The following is an 18,347-nucleotide window of genomic DNA, read 5'->3' as shown; positions in this document are numbered from 1 at the left end:
GGCGTGACAACCGATGGGAAGCAAAACACGCCGCGCGGCGGCACGCGGGCACGCTTTGCCGCCCGAATCGTCGCTTTTCCGACACCCCGGGCCCGGTCCGGGCCGCCGGGGGTCCGGTTGCACCCTCGCGGCCAAGCCGGTAATCAGCGCCCGGAGAGCCGCCGCCGGGTGCCCAAGCCGCGGCGTGCCCGCCCGCCGAGGAGCCGCCCCCGTGCCCCAGACCGCCCCTCCCCGATCCGGTGCCGCCCGGCCCGGCATGGCCACGGAAACCGCCTCGGCCGCGCCGCCGCGCGCCGGGCGTCGGGTGTGGTGGGCGCTGGGCCTGATCGCCCTGCTTCTGGTGGCGATCTTCGCGGTGCGGGTGCTGCCGCACCTGGGCGCGGGCACGTTCAACAGCCGCGACGAATACCTCACGCTCGACCGCACGGTCAGCCTGCTGCGCACCGGCGACTGGACGACGATCCACACCAACCACGAGCCGAGCTTCCGCAAGCCGCCGCTGCAGTACTGGCTGGGGGCGGCGCTGCTGTCCACGGGGATGGACCGCGAGCTGGCGCTGCGGCTGGTCGCGCTGGCCGGTGGTCTGGGGATGCTGGCGATGACCGGGCTGCTGGCGGCGCGGATGGCGCGCGACCTCGTGCCCGCGCGGGACCCGCGGCTGGTGGCGGGCTGCGCGGTGCTGCTGCTCGCGGGATCGCGCAGCCTGTGGCGCTATTCGACCGAGGCGATGCTGGACACCGGCACCGGGTTCTGGCTGGCGGCGACGGCGGTGGCGTTCCTGGCCGCGCTCGACCGGCCGCGGCGGATGTGGCTGGTGGTGGCCTGCGTGGGGTTCGGTGCGCTGCAGAAGGCGCCGGTGGCGGCGATGCTGGTGGTGTGCGGGCTGCTCGCGCTGGCGGCGGGGCGGCGGGCGCGGCGGCTGCGGGGGGCGGCGGATGTCGCGCTGCTGCGGCCCGGCGCGCGGCGCGCCTTCAGCCTGGCGCTGATCTGCCTCGTGCCGGCGGCGCTGGTCTGGCCGCTGATGCAGGTGGCCCTGCACGGGATCGAGGCGTTCCGGCTGCTGGTCATGGACGAGATGGTCAGCCGCTTCGCGCCCGAGGTCGAGACGGCCGCGCATGGTGTCGAATGGCCGGAATGGGTCGCGCGCGATTCGGCCCTGCTGTGGCTGCCGGGGCTGCTGGCGACGCTGGCGCTGCCGGTCTGGATGCGCACGACCGGGGCGCGGATGGTCTGGCTGTGGACCGTGGCCTTCTTCGCCGCGATGACCTTCGCCGGCGGCGCGACCTATCCGCGCTACCTGCTCAGCGTTTCGCCCTTCGTGGCGGTGGCGCTGGCGCTGACGATCTTCCGCCTGGCCGCGCGCGACGGCCGCGCGCTGGCGCTGGCCGCCGTGGCGGGGCTGGCCGCGCCCGGGATCGTCTCGGCCCGGGTCGGCGAGACCAGCCCGCGGCGCGTCGAGGCCGAGGCCGCGCTGCGCGCGCTGGCCGCCAGCGCCGCGCCCGAAGACCGGCTTGTCGCCTGCCAGACCTCGGGGCGCGCGCAGGAGCTGATGGTGGTGGGCGCGATCGGCTTCTTCGCCAGCGCCGGCCAGCCGGTCGGGATCTTCCGCGACCCGGCCGACCTCGCCGCCTATGTCGAGGCGACGCCCCCCGGCACCGTGCTGCGCGGCATATGCCTGTCGCGCGACATGGGCCAGATCCGCGCGCTGCGCCCCGACCTGACCGAGACCGCGCGCGGCGACTACGTGATCTGGTCCGCCCCCGCCCGCGGCTAGGCGGGGGCATCCGGTCATGAGACCGGGAGGGGCGGCCGGCTCAGGCCAGCGTCTTGAGGTCCGCCGCGTCGAAGCCGCCGGGCTGCACGCCCGCCTTGACCTTCGCGACCCAGTCCGCGTCCGAGATCAGCGCACGGCCGACCGCGATCAGGTCGAACTCGTCGCGCGCCATCCGCTCGAGCAGGTTGTCGAGCCGGCCCGCGCCCGACCCCTCGCCCTTGAACGACCCCAGGAACTCGCTGTCGAGCCCGACAGACCCGACCGAGATCGTCGGCGCCCCGGTCAGCTTCCTGGCCCAGCCCGCGAAGTTCAGCCCCGCCTCGCCGTCGATCTCGGGGAATTCGGGCACCCAGAAGCGGCGCTGCGAGGCATGGATGATGTCGACCCCGGCCGAGACCAGCGGGCCGAGCCACTCGGTCATCTCGTCGGGCGTCGTGGCGAGGCGCGCGCCGTAGTCCTGCTGCTTCCACTGGCTCACCCGCAGGATCAGCGGGAAGTCGGGGCCGATGGCCTCGCGCACCGCGCGCACGATCTCGGCGGCGAAGCGCGCGCGCTCGGCGATGGTGGCGCCGCCCCAGCGGTCGGTGCGCAGGTTGGTGCCGGGCCAGAAGAACTGGTCGATCAGGTAGCCGTGCGCGCCGTGCAGCTCGGCCACGTCGAAGCCCAGCTCCTTCGCGGCGAGCGTGGCCTTGGCGAAGGCCGCGATCGTGTCGGCGATGTCCTCGTCGGTCATCGCGCGGCCGCGCGGGTCGTCGGGACCGACGAGACCCGAGGGGCTTTCGACCTCGGCCGGTTCCCAGGCGCCGGCGCGGGTCGAGCCGGTGTGCCAGATCTGCGGGCCCATCTTGCCGCCGGCGGCATGGACCGCGTCGATCACGCCCTTCCAGCCCGGCAGCGCCGCCCCGTGGAACAGCGGGATGCCCGCCATGTTGCGGCTGGCGGGCCGGTCGATCACCGTGCCCTCGGACAGGATCAGCCCGACGTCGCCCTCGGCGCGGCGGCGGTAATAGTCGGCCTGGGCCTGGCCCGGCAGCCCCTCGGGGGCCATGCCGCGGGTCATCGGTGCCATGACGATGCGGTTCTTCAGCGTCAGGCCCTTGAAGGCGAAGGGGCGGAACAGGGTTTCGGTCGCGGAAAGGTCGTGGAACGTATCCGGCATGGAGGGCCTCTTGGTGTTGGGGAGGATTGCGTTCGGGCCCTACAGGTATAAATTGGAGACCTGGTGTCAATGAGGCACCGCAACCGCACCAGGTCACCCCGGGGTGACCGCCCCGTCGAAGAACTGCCCGCGATGAAGGACCGGCGATGAAAGACATGGCCCCCCCGACCACGATCAAGGACCTCTCGGGCCGCTGCGAGACCGAGCGGTTTTCGGTCGATTGCCCGTGCCGGCTGCTGTTCGACCAGATCGCCGACAAGTGGTCGATGATGATCCTGAGCGTGCTCGACGGCCATCCGCGCCGCTTCAACGAGGTCAAGCGCCGGCTCGAGGGGGTGTCGCAGAAGTCGCTGACCCAGACGCTGCGCAAGCTCGAGCGCAACGGGCTGATCGAGCGGCGGGTGATCGCCTCGTCGCCGGTGGCGGTGGAATACGGCCTGAGCCCGCTGGGCGAGACGCTGCTGCCGCCGTTCCGCGCGCTCTATGTCTGGACCAAGGACAAGATGGCCGCCGTCGAGGCGGCGCGCGCCGCATTCGACGCGCGCGGCTGACGCGACAGCGATGGCCGCGCGCACGGTGCGCGGATCCGGCCACGGGCCTCCTGCGCGGCGGGCACGGCCCCGGCGTACGGGGTCCGGCGCGCGGCGACGTCATTCTCCGCGCGCGCACCCCGGCGACGGGATGGGGGCGCGCCGGGTCAAAAGCCCGTCACGAAGATCGCCGCGCGGTGATGCCGGCCCGGCGCCTGCCGGACACGGGCACGGGCAAGAACACGAACAGGGGCACGAACCTTGGGCCCGGCGCCCGCGGGCGGGGCCGGGCGTCAGCCTGGCGCAGGACCGCCTATTGCAGGACGGGGGTGCGGTCGCCCGTGGCGAAGCGGCGCAGCACGGCCGGGTACAGCCGGTGTTCCTCGACCAGCACGCGCGCGGCCAGCCGCTCGGCGGTGTCGCCCATCAGCACCGGCACCCGCGCCTGCCCGAGGATCGGCCCGGCGTCGAGTTCCGCGGTCACCTCGTGCACGGTGCAGCCGGCCTCGGCGTCGCCGGCCTCGAGCGCGCGGGCATGGGTGTGCAGGCCGGGGTATTTCGGCAGCAGCGAGGGGTGGATGTTCAGCATCCGGCCCTCGAACCGGCGGGTGAAGTCGGGCGTCAGGATCCGCATGAACCCGGCCAGGCACAGGATGTCGGGCCGGGCGGCGAGGATCGGCTCCAGCAGTGCGGCCTCGAAGGCGGCCCGGTCGCGGCCGAAGGGCCGGTGGTCGACCGCCGCCGTCGCGACGCCCATCGCCGCGGCCTTCGCCAGGCCCGCGGCGCCGGGATCGTTCGACGCGACCAGCACCGGGCGCGCCGGGTGGTCGCCCACCATGCTCTCGACCAGCTTGACCATGTTCGACCCGCCGCCCGAGATCAGCAGGGCGACGCGCTTGGGCTCAGGCGCCACGGCTCAGAGGATCCGGCCCGTGTAGGCGACGCCCGCGCCGGCGGTGACCGTGCCCAGGGTGAAGACGGTCTCGCCCTCGGCCTCGAACAGCGCCCGCAGCGCGGCCGCGCGGTCGGCGGCGACCACGGCGATCATGCCGATGCCCGAATTGAAGGTCTTGAGCAGTTCCGCCTCGTCCATCCCGGCGGTCTCGGCCAGCCAGCGGAACACCGGCGGCAGCGTCCAGGCGCCAAGGTCGATCGTCGCGCCAAGCCCCTCGGGCAGCACGCGCGGCAGGTTCTCGGTCAGGCCGCCGCCGGTGATGTGGGCCAGGCCGTGCACCCCGCCCGCGCGGATCGCGGCGAGGCATTGCGTGACATAGAGCCGCGTCGGCGCCAGCAGCGCATCGCCGAGGTTGCCCTCGCCGAAGGGCGAGGCGGCATCCCAGCCAAGCCCCGTAAGCTCGACCACCTTGCGCACGAGGCTGTAGCCGTTCGAATGCACCCCGTTCGAGGCGAGGCCCAGAAGCACGTCGCCCTCGGCCACGCCCTCGGGCAGCGCGGTGCCGCGCTCCATCGCGCCGACGGCGAAGCCGGCAAGGTCGAAATCGCCGCCGTGGTACATGCCCGGCATCTCGGCGGTCTCGCCGCCCACCAGGGCGCAGCCGCTGTCGGCGCAGCCCTGGGCGATGCCCTCGATGATCGCGGTGGCCTGGTCGACGTCGAGCTTGCCGGTGGCGAAATAGTCAAGGAACATCAGCGGCTCGGCGCCCTGGCACACCAGGTCGTTGACGCACATCGCCACGAGGTCGATGCCGATGGTGTCGACGCGGCCGGTGTCGATGGCGATGCGCAGCTTGGTGCCGACGCCGTCGGTCGCGGCCACGAGGATCGGGTCCTGGTAGCCCGCGGCCTTCAGGTCGAACAGCGCGCCGAAGCCGCCAAGGCCCGAGACGGTGCCGGCGCGGCTGGTGCGCTTGGCCGCCGGCTTGATGCGTTCGACCAGCGCGTTGCCTGCGTCGATGTCCACGCCCGCCGCCGCATAGGTCAGCCCGTTCTTCCCGCCGCTCATCGCCCGTCCCCGCTCATGGTGATCTGGTCTCGCGCGCGCCCGCGCGCGCCGCTGTCCGCGCCCCGATAACGGAAACCGGGCCGCGCCGCAACGGCAGCGCATGCGGCGGGGCGGCGCAAAGTTCCGCCGCGGCACAAAAATAAACTGAACGGGAAAGTGCAGCCCGGCGGGAACGAATCCTGCGGGCCTGCCGTTGTTGGACCATACGACGCAACGATCGCGAAAGGAAATCGAAATGAACGGCTTCAACAAAACCGCTCTTCTCGCCACCGCCATGTCGCTCACCGTTGGCGGCGCCGCCTTTGCCCAGCAGTCCGTCACCGACAACATCTCGGAGCCGGCCCTGGCCGAACAGCGCCAGACCGAGACCGAGATGACCGTCGACGCCGCCAACGGCGTGCCGACCGAGGTCGTCGGTGCCGCGGTTCAGGCCGGTTCGGGCGCCATGGCCGGCTGGCCGGTCTACGGCTCGGACGGCGTGCAGGTCGGCTCGGTGGTCGACACGCAGCTCAACGACGACGACAGCCTGAAGTACATCGTCTTCGCGATGGACGACGGCCGCCAGGTGCAGATGACCGCGGAATCGGTCGCCCGCATCGGCACGGACAGCCTCGAGGTGCTGCTGCCCTCGACCGACATCGCGGCGGTGGCCGTGGATGGCTACACCTCGCTGACCGCCTCGATCCCCGAGGCGATGGAAGGCGAGCCGGCCCCGGCCGTCACGACCGAGACCCAGTGACCCTCCCGCGCCCCCGGGCGTGACGAGACCGACTGACCAGTGCCCGCCCCCGGCCCGCGATCCGCGCGCCGGGGGCTTTTGTCTGGGCGGTGCGCGCGAACGGTCGCGGCCCCGCGCCCGGGCGATACCCGGCGACAACGGCTTGATCGCGGAGGCGGAACGACATAGGCATTTCGCGCCGGGCCTGTAGCTCAATGGTCAGAGCAGGGCGCTCATAACGCCTTGGTTGGGGGTTCGAGTCCCTCCGGGCCTACCAGCACCCATTCATGCCGACCGTTTTCGGCACCTTGCGCGCAAAGTTCCCCCGCCGGCACGGGCCACGGGGCACCTTCGGGCTGACGGGCGCGTTTTCCCTCCCCATCGCCGCGCCTTTCAGGCGCTTTCGGTGTCTCGGCCCGCGCCCCGCCCTCGTCCGCCACGACCTGTGGCAGCGCGGACCGCGCGAGGATCCGCGCCACCGGCGCACCGGCCAGGCCCGCGCTGGCCCGATCGGAGGGACGCCGGGCGGCAGGCCAAGGCCCCCTCGATGCCGTCCACAGCGCCACCCGACGGGGACGGATCGACCGGGCGTGCCGCGACATCGACCGCCTTTCGGGGACCTGCGTCGAAACATTCTCCGGTTTCGGGCGTTATCCGTTTCGCGCGCCGCCGAGATGGCGGAACGCTCGGGAGGACGCATTCCATGGCATCGACGAAAACAGAGGCCCCGGCACCCGCCGAGCGCCCCCAGGCGGCTCGCGCGCCCGAGGGGGACAAGGCTCCGCCACCCTGGTGGCAGGCGAAACGCGAAGCGATCGAGGTGCGGCGGATGCTGCAGCGCTCGCTGCAACAGGTAGAGCGCGCGGACTGACCTCCCGGGTCCGGGATCGGTCGCCGGAAGAGGGTGGCGGCGGCGGGGGCGATCGCTGAGAGGACGGCCTCCGGCCCTCCGTCGCAGCGCATCGCGCCGCCTCTCCGACCCTTTGGGCTGCCGAGCATGACGTCGATCCGGTTCCCTCGCGTGTCGGATCGCAGATTGTGACGGGTCGGGCCTTCGGCCCCGTGCGCCCCGGGATTGAGGGCTGCACGCTCGGGTTCATCGGATCATTTCCGAACCTTTCGACATCAGACCCGCGCGCCCGCCAGTCTGCAGGTGCCACCGCGCCACGCGCACGCGGCAGGCAGGTCGCATCGATCATGGCCGTTGCGGGCTCGACCGCGTCGATTGCCAAGCCGCGAAGCGGCTGTCGAGGACGCCAGTCCGGCTAGGGCGCCTCTGCCTGAAGAAGAACATTTAAGGGACTGACACGGCCCCGCTGGTGCAACGGTCCGCTTTCTGCTCCGAAGACGTATCCCGCCCTCCCAAGCCAGCACGATTGATGAGGATGGTGCGGCTCGGGCCGCGGCGATTATTACAGAAAATCCTCCCGTGGCGTTTCGGACGGAAGGGACGAAGGCGCTGCATCCGCGTCTCTCTCAGCCAGACCCGATTGCGCGTTCTCCCGGCCGCCTTGCGGCACCGCATGTCACGACGGGCCCGGCAAGTCGACGGGTCCCGCGCCTGAACCTTCCGGCCATTCCGGTTGCCTGCGGGCTCTCGCGCCGCCCGCGATCCCGGGGTGGCCTGCTCGCTGCTGGCGATCTCCGCGGCGTTCCGCCGAACGCACCGATGCAGCCCGGGCGGCAAGGGCGACGGGAGCGCCGGACGGATGTCCGGGTCTGGGCCGTCGAGACGTCGGGGCGCGCAAGCCGCCCCACGCGCGCCTCGCCCAGTCATGCGCCGCCGACGCCCCCGTCGGCGGGTGGATCGGCGCCATCCCGCGTGGGCCCGGCGGGGCCTTGCCGCCACGCAAAGATCGTCGCGGTGCCGCGGGAGAGGGGCGGCGCGCGGACGGCGCCACCCCCCGAAAGCGCGGCCGGCGCGCCGGTCGCATCGCCGCCACCGCAGGCGCCGCGTGGCGTGCTATGCTGGTGCGCGGGAGGACCGCGACATGCGCCATCACCTGTTCATCGCGCTCATGTGCCTGGGCCTGTCGCCCACGCCCGTGCCCGCGCAGCCGATCGAGACCCGCCCGATCGATCCCGCGCCCGCCGTGACGCTCGAGGGACGCCTCGCCGGGCCCGCGATCACCGATTACGTCTTCACCGCCGGGCCGGACGAGGGCGTCGCCATCTCGCTCGCGGCCGGCAATGCCGCCGCCCATTTCAACCTGCTGCGCGGCGACGACCCGGCGGCGCTGCACATCGGGTCGATCGCGGGCGAGACCTTCGCGGGCGCCCTGCCCGGCCCCGGCCCGTACCGGGTCCGCGTCTACCTGATGCGCAGCGCCGCGCGGCGCGGCGAGACCTCGGGCTATCGGCTGACGGTCACCCGGATCCCGCCGCCGCCGCGGGCGTCCGACGGCACGCCCCGGGACCCCGATTTCGCCGACGGCCTCTCGGGGGGACCGGACTGGTGGCAGGTGACCGGGCTCGCCCCCGGCGGCCGGCTGAACCTGCGCGCCGGCCCGGGCAGCGCCCAGCCGGTCCTCGCCGCGCTGGCGGCGGGGACGCGGCTCGCGAACCGGGGCTGCCGGATGGTGGAGGCGACGCGCTGGTGCCGCGTCGCCCTGCCCGGCCCGCCCCCGCGCGAGGGCTGGGTCGCAGGGCGCTTCCTGCGCGAGGCGGCGCCCTGACAGCGCCCAGACCGCGCCCTGACCTGCCGGCCATCGACCGGCCATCGCCCCGGGGCGGCCCGCAGACTCACGGCGCGCGATCAAAGCGCGCGCCAGAGCACCAGCCCGCCCCAGACCAGAAGCGCGACGCCGCTCACCCGGCCGATCTGCGCGCCCCGCGGCGCCAGCTTCTCGAGCGCGACGAGCGTCGCCAGCCCGACGATCCAGTAGAGGTTCATGATCCCGCCGACGAACAGCAACGCCATCAGCGCCCAGCAGCAGCCAAGGCAGACCGCGCCATGCTCGGCCCCCATCGCCAGCGCCCCCGCGCGCCCGGGCCGCCGCCGGTCGGTCAGGACCCGCACCGGCGCACGGCAGGCGCGCAGGCACGCGGCCTTCAGCGCCGACAGCTGGAACAGCCCCGCGGCCACCAGCAGCAGCCCCCCCCGCGACCGAGCCGGTCAGCGCCATCGTCATGGGCGAGACCAGCCCGATCCGTTCGAGCCACCACTGCACCGCGGTGGCGATCGCCGCGAACAGCGCCCAGATCGAGAGATAGCCGCCAAGAAACGCCGTCGAGACCGCCGCGACGGCCGCCTCGCGCCCCGCCCGGCGCAGCATCGCGGCGTTCAGCAGCACCACCGGCGCCACGCCCGGCAGCATCATCGCCACCATCATCAGCCACCACATCAGCGCCACGAGCAGCGCGTAGCCCGGCCCCCAGGGCACCCGCCCCGCCATCGCCGGTTCCATGCCGCCCGCCATGCCCCCATCCGGGGGCCGGGGCATCGCGGCGTCGATCCCGCCCGGCAGGGCCATGCCGGCATCGCCCGCCGGCATCGTCCCGTCGCCGCGCAGCACCGTCATCTCGATCGCGCTCATCCGCATCCCCACGCCCAGCAGGGTGTAGAGCGCGGCCAGCACGAACATGGCCGCCAGCAGCGCGACCAGCACCAGCCGGTCGCGCCGCAGCGCCCCCTCGACACGGGGTCGCCCGGACATCGCCGTCTCTCCCGCTCAGGCCGCGTCGAGCACGCCCGAGTTGCACATGTGCAGCTCGCAGAAATGGGCATGGCTGTCCTGGTTGCCCGGCAGCTCCAGCGCGCCGACGGCGCGGGTGGTGCCCTTGGCGACCTCGGCGATGCGGTATTCGAAGCCGTGCGGCAGGTTGATGCGCGCGCGATGCTCGGCCCCCGACACCGGGTTCACCAGCGGCGCGAAGACGGAATCGAACACGCCGGGCACCTTCACCGTCCCGGTGCGCGCCTCGAAGTCCAGCTCGATCGTCACCGGGCGAAAGATCGTGGGCAGACGCGTCGGGCTCATCGCCGCGAAGACCCACCAGAAGGTCGCCATGTCGTCGGTGTCCTGCCCTGTCACGATCCGCTCGATCGCGGCGCGCTGGGCCGGGCCGGCGCTGTCATCGATGATCGTCTGCATGGTGCCGTCACCCTCGTGAACAGCCCCGGGCCACTTGTACATCTGCGCGACCCTGAGACCCGACAGGTCGGTGTCGCCGTGAAAGCCGCGCTCGATCACCAGCCCGACCGCGGCCTCGCAATAGCCCTTGGTGGGCGGCGACATGAACTGGCACGGACAGCCAGAGTCGCAATTGCAGTTCGCCAGTTCAAAACCGTGAATTTCCCAAGAAATCATGTCCTCTCTCCCCCAACAGAGCCACGTCTCGAGTAAAATAAGCCTAGCACGAAACCGGCAAAAAATCACCATTTCCGACACCCGGGCACGTCAGGGCCCGCAAGTGCCGGCGAATGCTGCGCAATTTGCGCCTCACCGACGGAGGATCGACCGCAGGGCCACACCCGGGCAGCAATTATGTTGCAGGGACACATAAAAGTTGCCGGGCATGGCGCCGGGGCCTAGCATCGATCACGCAATTTCGTTCCGTCAGACATTTCAAGGCGCCCGTGGCTTTTCCCACGGCCGAGGGATATTTCGATGACCGAAGTTCCGGGACTGAACTGGCTGCGAGGCCTGTCCGCGATCCTTGTCCTGCTCGCGCATGACCGCCCGCTGTTCTACGCCGACTATCCTGACATGACCGCCGGACAGGGCCCGCTGCTGGCACTGTTCTATCTGGTGACAAGCCTCGGCTCGTCGGCGGTGATGGTGTTCTTCGTGCTGTCGGGCTACCTCGTCGCCAGTTCGGCCGACCGGGCGATGCGCGACGGCCGCTGGAGCTGGGGCGACTACCTGACGCGCCGGTTCAGCCGGCTCTGGGCGGTGTTGATCCCCTGCCTGCTGCTGACGCTGGCCTGCGACTGGACAGGGATGGCCGTCACCGACTCGCCCACCTATCTCGGCGAGGTGCCGGAATTCCTGTTCCCCTACGGCCGCAGCATCGACCTGTCGCCATCGGATTTCTTCGGCAACATCCTGTTCCTGCAGGGGATCCTGGTCTTCCCCTATGGCAGCAACGGCCCGCTGTGGAGCATCTCGTACGAATTCTGGTACTACCTGTTCTTCCCGCTGCTGGCGCTGGCCTGGCGCGCGCGGCGCCGGCCGATGGCGATGACGGCGCAGCTGCTGCTGGCGGCGGTGGTGGCGGCGGCGGTCGGACGCTCGATCGTCGAGCTGTTCCCGATCTGGTTGATGGGCTTCGCCGCCTACCGGTTGCAGGACCGGCGGCTGGGGCGGCTGCTGGCGCGCAGGCTCTGGGCGGTGATCGCCGCGGTGGCGCTGCTGTGCGCGGTGCTGGTGGTGGTGCGGGTCACCAACAGCCAGACCGCGCTCTGGGGCCGCTATGCGCTGGGGCTGAGCACGGCGCTGCTGATCCCGGCGCTGCACCACCCGGTCTTCCGCCACGGCCGCATCACCAGCCGGTGGCTGTCGAACCTGTCCTATTCGCTCTACCTGTCGCATTTCCCGGTGCAGGCGCTGATCTCGGCCCTGAACGGCGACGAACGCTCGACGACCTTCGCCGGCGGGTTCGAGATGTTCCTGCTGGGGCTGGTGGCCTCGGCGATCACCGCCTGCCTCGTCTACGCGCTGTTCGAACGGCGCACGCCGCAGCTGCGCCTGCTGCTGCGCGCCCCGGTCTCGACCCGCATGCGCTGAGCGCGGCGCCGGGCGCGCGACGGGCCGGGAGCATAGGCAGCAGCCCGCCCGCGGCCTAGCGGCGCAGGAAGTCGATCAGCGCGCGCAGCGCCGGCGGGGTCTGACGGCGGCTCGGGTGATAGAGATGGACCCCGGCGAAGGGCGGCGTCCAGTCTTCCAGCACCGCCTCCAGCCGGCCGGTGGCGAGATCTTCGGCCACGTCCTCCTCCATGTGCAGGCTGACGCAGCCGCCCGAGCGCACCAGCGCCAGCGCGAGATCCGAGGAATTGCAGATCAGCCGCCCCTCGACCCGCTGCCGCAGATCGCGGCCGTCGCGCGCGAACTCCCAGGGGCCGATGCTGCCGTCGCTGAGGTTGTGATAGGCGACGCAGGCATGCCCGCGCAGGTCGCGCGGGTGCCCGGGCCGGCCGTGCCGGTCCCAGTAGCCGGGCGTGGCCACCACCAGATGGCGCACCAGCGGGCCCACCCGTACCGCGATCATGTCCCGTTCCACATCCTCGCCAAAGCGCAGGCCCGCGTCGAAGCCGCCCGCGACGATGTCCTGAAAGCCGTCGTCCACCGTGACCTGCACCGTGATCCCCGGATGCGCGGCCAGAAATCCCGGCAGCCGGCGCGCCAGATAGCTCGACGCGATCCAGTGGAAGGTCGTGATCCGCACCACCCCCTCGGGCGCGTCGCGAAACGCCGCAAGATCCGACAGCCCGCCCTCGATCTCGGCCAGCGCCGGCGCCAGCCGTGCCAGCAGCGCCACCCCCGCCTCGGTCGGCGCGACCGAGCGGGTCGAGCGCGCCAGCAGCCGCACCCCCAGCCGGGTCTCGAGCGCGCGCAGCGCATGGCTGAGCGCCGAGGGCGATACCCCCAGCTCGGCCGCGGCGGCGGTGAAGCTGCGGCTGCGGGCGACCGCGGCGAAGGCGGCAAGATCATTGAGCGGCTGTCGCGCCATTCTTGAAACCTCCTCACAGGCTCATCGCAGCGATAGCAGCTAATCGCGCCCGGCGCAGCGGCCTAGCTTCAGCGCAATCAGGACAAGGACGCCCCCCATGCAGATGACAGACTACCGCCCCTTCGGCCGCTCGGGCCTGATCGTCAGCCCGCTCGCGCTGGGCACCATGACCTTCGGCGCGGGCCGCTGGGGCACCGACGAGCCCACCGCGCGCGCGATCTTCGACAGCTATGTCGCGGCCGGCGGCAACCTGATCGACACCGCCGATGTCTACAGCGGCGGCGAGAGCGAGCGCATGATCGGCCGCTTCCTGAAAGAGACCGGCCTGCGCGACCGGCTGGTGCTGTCGACCAAGGCCGGGTTCCCGCGCTCCGACGGCACGCCGCTGCACGCGGGCAACGGCGCCTACAACATCCGGCTGGGGATCGAGGGGTCGCTGCGGCGGCTGGGCACCGACCGGATCGACCTGTTCTGGGTGCATGTCTGGGACCGGATCACCCCGGCGGACGAGGTGCTGCGCACCCTTGCCGGCGCCGTCGCGCGGGGCGAGATCCTGTATTACGGCTTCTCGAACGCGCCGGCCTGGTACGTGGCGAAGATCGCGACGCTGGCGGCGGCGCAGGGCCTGCCCGGCCCCATCGGGCTGCAATACGCCTGGTCGCTGGCCGAGCGCGGGATCGAGCTGGACCTGCTGCCGATGGCGCGCGACTTCGGGCTGGGGGTGATGCCCTGGAGCCCGCTCGCCGGCGGGTTGCTGAGCGGCAAGTACGGGCGCGAGAAGCTGGCCGAGGCCGCGCTGGACGCGACGATCCCGAACGCGGCCGAGTCTGGCGAGGCGCAGCCGCGCGAACGGCTGAACGGCGCCAATCCCTATGGCGGCATGCTGTTCACCCCGCGCAACTTCGACATCGTCGACACGCTGCGCGAGGTCGCGGCCGATGTCGGCGCGCCGATGGCGCAGGTGGCGCTGGCCTGGGTGCTGGGGCGGCCGGGCGCGGGCCCGCTGCTTCTGGGCGCCAGCAGCCGCGGCCAGCTCGAGGCCAACATCGGGGCGCTCGGCCTCGCGCTCGATGCCGGGCAGCGCGCGCGGCTCGATGCGGCCAGCGCGCTGCCGCAGCTGAACCCCTATTTCATCTTCGACCTGCCGCACCGCATGCTGTTCGGCGGCGTGAACGTGACCTGACCGGCGGCGCCGGGTCGCGCGGCCGCCCCCCGCGCGGCTCAGGCCGTCTGCGCGTAGCCGCCGTTATAGGCCTCGCTCTTGCGGCGGATCTTCGAATGCTCGACGATCCGCTCGCGGGCGATGCCGCGGAACTCCTCGATCGAGCGATAGCCCTTGCGGTCGAGATAGTCGGCAAGATCCCCGGTCAGCTCGCCGATCAGGTTGACGCCGATCCCGCCCGAGCCCTTCTCCTCCATCGCCGCGGTGCAGACCTGCAGGTTGCCCGCGCCGTGGACGATGAAGTTGAACGCCTCGCGGAAGCCGCGGATGCCGCCGATGCCCGAGATCGCCTTGTCCGGGAACGCGCGCGAGATGTCCGAGACCCGCTGCAGCGCCTGATGCAAGATCGCCAGCCCGCCCAGCCCGCCCGAGGTGACAAGGCCGTCGACCTCGACCTCGAACTTCAGCGTCTCGGGGTCCATCAGCGGCAGCGAGGGGAAGGTGTTGCACAGCGAGATCGATTCCGCGCCCGCGCCATAGGCCGCCCGCGCGCCATCCAGCAACGACGAGGAATTCGGCGTCAGCTTCACCCAGATCGGCACGTCGACCGCGCCCTTCACCGCCTTCAGCACCGAGGTGATGATCGCCTCGTCATTGGCGATATGCGCGCCCATGTCCTTGCGGTCCATGTGCGGGCAGGACATGTTCAGCTCAAGCGCATCGCAGCCCGCGCCGACGCAGGCCCGCGCCAGCTTGCGCCAGTTCTCCATCTCGGCCTCGCCGCCCGCGCCGGCCATGATCGAGCCGATCAGCATCCGGTCCGGGTAGGTCGTCTTGATCTCCTCAAGGTCGGGCAGCCACTGATCCAGCGGCTGGTCCGAGATCAGTTCCCAGTTCCAGGACGAATGCGACACCGTGTCGGGGCGCTTGTTGCGCGAGACGTAAGGAGCCTGCTCGCTCGCGCGCTGGAAGATCGTCTTGGGGCCGGCGACGTTCTCGACCGGGTGCAGGCCGATCGTCTTGGTGACGACGCCGCCCCAGCCGGCCTCGAAGGCCTTGAGGATCTTGCGCTTGCTCTCGGTCGGCGGCGCCGAGGCGAGGACGAACGGATTGACGAATTTGAGACCGGTGAAGGTGGTCGAAAGATCGTGGCTCATGGCGCGCTCCCGGGTTCTGATCTCAGGACCCACGTTTTTTACCAAGCAGTCAATAATTTTCTCTCACGCACCGCGCCGTCCGGGCGGCGTCGGGCGCAAGGGGCGGCGCGATGATCGAAACATGGGCAGATCGGCGCCGCCCGCGGCGAACGATCGGGCGGGCGCAAGCGGGGGCAGCCGCCGTCGCGCCGACGGACGAATATTTTTCCATCCCCCGCAACGCGGCGGACCCGCCTTCCGTATCCACCCCGACCGCGGAGGGAACCGCGGCCGAGGAGGATGCAAGATGACCAAGACAAGATTCGTGTTCGCGGTGACCCTGTCGCTGGCCGGCGCCCTGCCCGCGCTGGCCGAAAACCCGATGGTCGGCGGCGCGCCGATGTACGACACCAAGACCATCGTCGAGAATGCGGTGAACTCGGCCGACCACACGACGCTCGTGGTCGCGGTGAAGGCGGCGGGGCTCGTGGAGACGCTCTCGGGCCCGGGGCCGTTCACCGTGTTCGCGCCCACCGACGAGGCCTTCGCGAAGCTGCCGGCGGGCACGGTCGAGACGCTGCTGAAGCCCGAGAACAAGGACCAGCTGGTCAAGATCCTGACCTGCCACGTGGTCGCGGCCGATGCGATGGCCGCCGACATCGGCAAGATGATCAAGGACGACGGCGGCGCGCATGAGATCAAGACCGTCGGCGGCTGCGCCTTCACCGCCTCGATGCAGGGCGACAAGCTGATGATCGAGGATGGCAAGGGCCAGATGGCCACCGTGACGATCGCCGACGTCAAGCAGTCGAACGGGGTGATCCACGTCATCGACACGGTGCTGCTGCCGCAGATGTGAGATCCGGCGCCGGGCCGGCGGGCGTCTCCGGACCCCGCCGGCCTTCGCCGCCCCGCACCGGAATGCGCGGCCCCACGACCCGGCGGCCGAACGCCCCGCAACGGCCCCGCCAAGGCATCGTGGCGAGCGCGCGCCTCTCGGCCAGCCCCCTTCGCGATCCCCCAACAGGCGACGCCCCGTCCGCCGCGACCTCTCGGGGACGCGAACGCCAGCCGGGCGAAAACGCATCCCCGGAACCGGCACCGATCACCCCCCGAAGACCTGACCGACCCGCGAGGATGCGGGCCGACATGCCTTCACAGGACACACTCAATGCGCCGCAAAAGCTGTTGTCTTATTGCAATAATAGTCCGCTCTTAAATCTGCCGTCGCGCAGATCTTCGGACTGGCGCCGATCCCGGAATCCGACCTCCCTCTCGCGACCTTCGCGCGGGGGCCTCAGGATGTCGGCCCGACACGGGACCGGCAGCGCCGCGCTGCGTGCCGAGGGCCGGGACCAGGCGGCGCGGCGCCGTCGCCCGGCCCCGCGCCACGGGGGCGCCCGCCCCACAGGCGAGGAGCCGGGCGCGGCGGGGCGCGCTTACTTCGGCACGAGGACGTGGTCCACGACGTGGATCACCCCGTTCGACTGATCGACATCGGCGATCGTCACCCGGGCGACGGTGCCGCTTTCGTCATAGACGTAAAGCATCCCGTCCTTCATCCGCGCCGAAAGCGCGTCGCCCGAGACGGTGGTGAAATTCGCCAGCCCGTCCCGGCTCATCCGCGCCTTCTGCGCGATCTTCGCCGCCGTCCAGTCGCCGGCCACCACATGCGCCGTCAGCACCTTGGTCAGCATCGCCTTGTTCTCGGGCTTCAGCAGCGTCTCGACCGTGCCGTCGGGCAGCATCCCGAAGGCCGCATTGGTCGGCGCGAAGACCGTGAACGGCCCCGGCCCCTGCAGCGTCTCGACCAGCCCCGCGGCCTTCACCGCGGCCACGAGCGTCGTGTGATCGGCGGAATTCACCGCGTTCTCGACGATGGTCTTGGTCTCGTACATCGGCGCGCCGCCGACCATCGGGTTCGCCGCCAGCGCCGGCACCGCCGCCGCCATCGAAAGGCTCAGCGCGATCATGAACTTGGCCTTGGTCATCTGTAATCCTCCTTGACCCGCGGTTCCCTCCGCGGTCGCAGCGGATACGGACCCCCGACCCCGCGCGTTGCAGGGCGACGGGAAAAAAGTCACAGATCCCTGATCTCGGCCGTGGCCAGCACCGGCCCGGTCGGCAGGCCGGTCGGCGAGCCGCCCGCCGGCTCGAGGCTGACGGCAAGGACGTCGCCGGGCGCGAGGCTCGCGCTCACCACCGTCTCGGCCGCGCCCAGCAACCCGAGCGAGCGCGGCTGGCCCGCCCGGATGACCCACAGCTGATAGGCGCCCCGGCCCGGCGCCGGGGGCGAGCTGGTGCGGAAGATCAGGCTGCCGTCCGCCACCAGCACCGCGACGTCGAGACCGGGCGCCGCCAGATCGGCGATCGGGCGCGGCGGCGCGGCGGGCCACAACAGCACCGCCGCCAGCGCCGCGGCGGCCCCCGCGGCCGCCAGCCAGCCGAAGATCCGGGCCCGCACGCGTGCCTGCCGCCCGAAAAGGCGCCGCTCGATCCGGCCCAGCAGCTCTGGCGGCGGCTCGACCGGCGCAAATTCCGCGTCGAGCCCCGACAGCCGGCGCTGCCAGCCCTCGACCTCGCGGGCGAAGGCCGCGTCCTGGCGCAGCAGCGTCTCGGCGCGGGCGCGCTCCGCGGCCGGGGCGGTGCCCAGCACGTAATCCGCGGCAAGGAGGCGATCGTCCTCGGTCACGGCTCCATGCACTCCCTCAGCGCCTTCAGGCCGCGGTGCAGCCAGCTGCGCAGCGTGTTCAGCGGCACCCCGAGCGCGCGCGAGATCCCCTCGTAGCTTTCGCCGTCCAGATAGGCGCTGCGGATCGCGCGCGCCCGCTGCGGATCGAGCTGGCCGAGGCAGTCGAGGATCCGGCGCGCCTCGCCCCGCCGCAGCGCGAGCGTTTCGGGCGAGGCGCCCCGGTCGGGCACCTCGGCCATCGCCGCCTCGTCGCGCGCGACGGGCTCCTTGCGGGCCCGAAGCCGGTCGAGGCAGTGGTTGCGCGCGATCACCACGGCCCAGGTCATCGCGGACCCGCGCGCGGGATCGAAACGGTGGGCCCTGGTCCAGAGGCGGGTCATGATCTCTTGCAGCGCGTCCTCTGCTTCGCTTCGGTCCCTGAGCATACGGAGGCAGACGCCGAAAAGTTTCGGGGCGGCTTCGGCATAAAGCGCGCGCAGCGCCGCGCGGTCGCCCCGCGCCATGCGCGCGAATGTCTCCGCCAGCGGATCGTGATCCATGC

The 18,347-nt window shown here is 71.8% G+C and carries 18 protein-coding genes, 1 tRNA gene and 1 pseudogene; 9 read left to right on the top strand and 11 right to left on the bottom strand.

The window, feature by feature from the left end; genetic code table 11:
* Positions 1-211: 211 nt before the first annotated feature.
* Entirely contained in the window at positions 212-1,774 is a 1,563-nt protein-coding gene (locus V8J39_RS02485; RefSeq protein WP_336459286.1) for an ArnT family glycosyltransferase, read from the top strand.
* A gap of 40 nt (positions 1,775-1,814) precedes the next feature.
* On the opposite strand, the gene V8J39_RS02480 is transcribed toward V8J39_RS02485, so the two are convergent.
* Positions 1,815-2,933, bottom strand: a complete 1,119-nt coding sequence (locus V8J39_RS02480; protein ID WP_336459285.1) for an NADH:flavin oxidoreductase — start codon at positions 2,931-2,933, stop codon at positions 1,815-1,817.
* A gap of 146 nt (positions 2,934-3,079) precedes the next feature.
* Between V8J39_RS02480 and V8J39_RS02475 the strand changes: the two genes are divergently transcribed.
* Positions 3,080-3,484, top strand: a complete 405-nt coding sequence (locus V8J39_RS02475; RefSeq protein ID WP_336459284.1) for a winged helix-turn-helix transcriptional regulator — start codon at positions 3,080-3,082, stop codon at positions 3,482-3,484.
* A 292-nt stretch (positions 3,485-3,776) separates the two neighbouring features.
* Here the strand turns inward: V8J39_RS02475 and purN are convergent, their stop codons facing one another.
* Positions 3,777-4,376, bottom strand: a complete 600-nt coding sequence (gene purN / locus V8J39_RS02470; RefSeq protein ID WP_336459283.1) for a phosphoribosylglycinamide formyltransferase — start codon at positions 4,374-4,376, stop codon at positions 3,777-3,779.
* Positions 4,377-4,379: 3 nt separating this feature from the next.
* Positions 4,380-5,426, bottom strand: a complete 1,047-nt coding sequence (gene purM, locus V8J39_RS02465) for a phosphoribosylformylglycinamidine cyclo-ligase (RefSeq protein WP_336459282.1) — start codon at positions 5,424-5,426, stop codon at positions 4,380-4,382.
* 235 nt (positions 5,427-5,661) lie between these two features.
* On the opposite strand from purM, the gene V8J39_RS02460 reads away from it, so the two are divergent.
* The 4 genes from V8J39_RS02460 to V8J39_RS02445 all read left to right on the top strand — a co-directional run bounded on the left by V8J39_RS02460 (position 5,662) and on the right by V8J39_RS02445 (position 8,819).
* Positions 5,662-6,165 carry a hypothetical protein gene (locus V8J39_RS02460; protein WP_336459281.1) on the top strand — a complete coding sequence of 168 codons (504 nt, stop codon included), beginning with the start codon at positions 5,662-5,664 and terminating at the stop codon, positions 6,163-6,165.
* A gap of 180 nt (positions 6,166-6,345) precedes the next feature.
* Positions 6,346-6,421: transfer RNA gene (locus tag V8J39_RS02455), tRNA-Ile, on the top strand.
* Between the two features lie 426 nt (positions 6,422-6,847).
* Positions 6,848-7,015 (top strand): hypothetical protein, encoded by a 168-nt coding sequence (locus V8J39_RS02450; protein ID WP_336459280.1) that lies wholly within the window; start codon positions 6,848-6,850, stop codon positions 7,013-7,015.
* A gap of 1,120 nt (positions 7,016-8,135) precedes the next feature.
* Positions 8,136-8,819 carry an SH3 domain-containing protein gene (locus tag V8J39_RS02445; protein ID WP_336459279.1) on the top strand — a complete coding sequence of 228 codons (684 nt, stop codon included), beginning with the start codon at positions 8,136-8,138 and terminating at the stop codon, positions 8,817-8,819.
* Positions 8,820-8,899: 80 nt separating this feature from the next.
* Here V8J39_RS02445 and V8J39_RS02440 read toward each other — a convergent pair whose 3' ends face one another.
* The 3 genes and pseudogenes from V8J39_RS02440 to V8J39_RS02435 form a co-directional block, all read right to left on the bottom strand.
* Positions 8,900-9,229 carry a DUF2182 domain-containing protein gene (locus V8J39_RS02440; RefSeq protein WP_336459278.1) on the bottom strand — a complete coding sequence of 110 codons (330 nt, stop codon included), beginning with the start codon at positions 9,227-9,229 and terminating at the stop codon, positions 8,900-8,902.
* Between the two features lie 79 nt (positions 9,230-9,308).
* Positions 9,309-9,461: pseudogene (locus tag V8J39_RS23555) on the bottom strand (copper chaperone); the annotation flags it as partial.
* A 354-nt stretch (positions 9,462-9,815) separates the two neighbouring features.
* Positions 9,816-10,454 carry a DUF1326 domain-containing protein gene (locus V8J39_RS02435; RefSeq protein WP_336459277.1) on the bottom strand — a complete coding sequence of 213 codons (639 nt, stop codon included), beginning with the start codon at positions 10,452-10,454 and terminating at the stop codon, positions 9,816-9,818.
* 300 nt (positions 10,455-10,754) lie between these two features.
* On the opposite strand from V8J39_RS02435, the gene V8J39_RS02430 reads away from it, so the two are divergent.
* Positions 10,755-11,873, top strand: coding sequence for an acyltransferase family protein (locus tag V8J39_RS02430; protein ID WP_336459276.1), 1,119 nt, complete (start codon positions 10,755-10,757; stop codon positions 11,871-11,873).
* 55 nt (positions 11,874-11,928) lie between these two features.
* On the opposite strand, the gene V8J39_RS02425 is transcribed toward V8J39_RS02430, so the two are convergent.
* A complete protein-coding gene (locus V8J39_RS02425; protein ID WP_336459275.1) occupies positions 11,929-12,816 on the bottom strand; it encodes a LysR family transcriptional regulator in 888 nt (295 codons plus the stop codon).
* A gap of 97 nt (positions 12,817-12,913) precedes the next feature.
* Here V8J39_RS02425 and V8J39_RS02420 point away from each other — a divergent pair, with 97 nt between their 5' ends.
* Entirely contained in the window at positions 12,914-13,999 is a 1,086-nt protein-coding gene (locus V8J39_RS02420; RefSeq protein WP_336459274.1) for an aldo/keto reductase, read from the top strand.
* A gap of 38 nt (positions 14,000-14,037) precedes the next feature.
* Here V8J39_RS02420 and V8J39_RS02415 read toward each other — a convergent pair whose 3' ends face one another.
* A complete protein-coding gene (locus tag V8J39_RS02415) occupies positions 14,038-15,135 on the bottom strand; it encodes a tRNA-dihydrouridine synthase (protein WP_336459273.1) in 1,098 nt (365 codons plus the stop codon).
* Between the two features lie 286 nt (positions 15,136-15,421).
* Here V8J39_RS02415 and V8J39_RS02410 point away from each other — a divergent pair, with 286 nt between their 5' ends.
* Positions 15,422-15,973 carry a fasciclin domain-containing protein gene (locus tag V8J39_RS02410; protein WP_336459272.1) on the top strand — a complete coding sequence of 184 codons (552 nt, stop codon included), beginning with the start codon at positions 15,422-15,424 and terminating at the stop codon, positions 15,971-15,973.
* 580 nt (positions 15,974-16,553) lie between these two features.
* On the opposite strand, the gene V8J39_RS02405 is transcribed toward V8J39_RS02410, so the two are convergent.
* The 3 genes from V8J39_RS02405 to V8J39_RS02395 all read right to left on the bottom strand — a co-directional run bounded on the left by V8J39_RS02405 (position 16,554) and on the right by V8J39_RS02395 (position 18,345).
* Positions 16,554-17,105, bottom strand: coding sequence for a fasciclin domain-containing protein (locus V8J39_RS02405; protein ID WP_336459271.1), 552 nt, complete (start codon positions 17,103-17,105; stop codon positions 16,554-16,556).
* An 89-nt stretch (positions 17,106-17,194) separates the two neighbouring features.
* Positions 17,195-17,806, bottom strand: coding sequence for an anti-sigma factor (locus tag V8J39_RS02400; RefSeq protein WP_336459270.1), 612 nt, complete (start codon positions 17,804-17,806; stop codon positions 17,195-17,197).
* Positions 17,803-18,345 carry a sigma-70 family RNA polymerase sigma factor gene (locus tag V8J39_RS02395; protein WP_336459269.1) on the bottom strand — a complete coding sequence of 181 codons (543 nt, stop codon included), beginning with the start codon at positions 18,343-18,345 and terminating at the stop codon, positions 17,803-17,805. Before V8J39_RS02395 ends, V8J39_RS02400 begins: the two co-directional genes overlap by 4 nt.
* Positions 18,346-18,347: the final 2 nt, after the last annotated feature.

It is taken from the genome of Frigidibacter sp. MR17.24, assembly GCF_037095655.1.
Classification (GTDB): Bacteria; Pseudomonadota; Alphaproteobacteria; order Rhodobacterales; family Rhodobacteraceae; genus Frigidibacter.
The sequence above is the reverse complement of the archived record's forward strand: the minus strand, read 5'-3'. Positions and strand labels throughout refer to the sequence as shown.